General features: G+C 36.5%; 1 protein-coding gene and 1 pseudogene. Both read left to right on the plus strand.

Going from position 1 to position 1,268, the window contains the following annotated elements; all coding sequences use genetic code 11:
• Positions 1–156 precede the first annotated feature (156 nt).
• Positions 157–1,059: an ExeA family protein gene (locus H5072_RS19805; protein ID WP_182694560.1), complete on the plus strand. Its 903-nt coding sequence runs from the start codon at positions 157–159 to the stop codon at positions 1,057–1,059.
• Positions 1,056–1,268, plus strand: a pseudogene (locus H5072_RS19810) (agglutinin biogenesis protein MshN); the annotation flags it as partial. The gene H5072_RS19805 and the pseudogene H5072_RS19810, both read left to right, overlap by 4 nt.

Genomic DNA, 1,268 nt, shown 5'->3' on the forward strand with positions numbered 1-1,268 from the left:
CCCACTATTTGGCAATTTATTTAAAAGTATTCGTAAACGCCAAGAGAAAAAAGAACTGATTATTCTAATCAAACCAACGGTTGTTATGCCAGATACTTGGAAAAAACAACAAGGTGAAAGCCGTCAGCTTTTAAAAACATGGTATGAAAACTAACTATGTATTTAAGCTTTTTTAATTTAAGTGAAATGCCTTTCACGTTAACCCCTAACACAGAGTTTTTTTGTGCACTTGAACCGCACCATGAAGCGATGCAAGTGTTAACAACAGCTATTGAAATGGGTGAAGGGTTTATTAAAGTCACTGGTGAAGTTGGGACTGGTAAAACGCTACTTTGTAGAAAGCTATTAAACCAACTTGAGCCAGATTACATTGTGGCTTATTTACCTAACTCTTATTTAAGCCCAGAAGAGCTTAGATGGGTGATTGCCATTGAGCTGGGTATGGATGTAGATAAAGCATTAGATCAGCAAGCACTAGGGCAGCTTATAAATCATCACTTACTCGACTTACAAGAAGATAATGAGCGTGTAGTGCTCTTGATAGATGAGGCGCAATGCTTGAGTTGGGAGACTCTAGAAGCGCTGAGATTATTTACAAACTTAGAAACAGAAAGTGAAAAACTAATTCAAGTTGTGTTATTTGGGCAACCTGAACTTGATGAAAAGCTGGCAAACAACAAAGTAAGGCAATTACGCCAACGTATCAGTTTTTCGTATAAATTACGGGCGATGACTGGCGCTGAGGTTGTTTATTATATTAATCACCGCTTACAAGTTGCAGGGTTTAATAGGCCTCCTTTATTTAATAATAGTATGGGGCTCAAAATTGCTAGAGCTAGCCGTGGAATTCCTAGGTTAGTTAATATTTTATGCCACAAAGCACTATTACAAGCTTACGGTGAAGGGTTAAATATAATAACAAATCGCCATATTCAACTTGCCATAAAAGATACCGAAGACTGCGCAAAGTATCGAACCGGACAATATTGGAGCTACAGTGCTTTAATGTTTAGTGTTTTAGCTATTGCTGCCATATGGGTATGGAGGCAGTTGTTATGAGCGTTATAAATAATATGCTTAAAAATATTGAGCAACGAGAAGCTAAACAAGTAAGTATTCAAGAAGGTATAAGTTTAAAGCCGATATATGATGTAAAAAATATTGCATTTAAAGCCGTAATTTTACTTATTATGCTAAGTGTCATTTTTTTAGCATACCTATATTTACCGACCGCCGACAAAAAAGAGACTCACGTTGAGTCTCTTTTT

The sequence above is a fragment of the Pseudoalteromonas sp. SR45-5 genome (assembly GCF_014163565.1).
Lineage (GTDB): Bacteria > Pseudomonadota > Gammaproteobacteria > Enterobacterales > Alteromonadaceae > Pseudoalteromonas > Pseudoalteromonas distincta.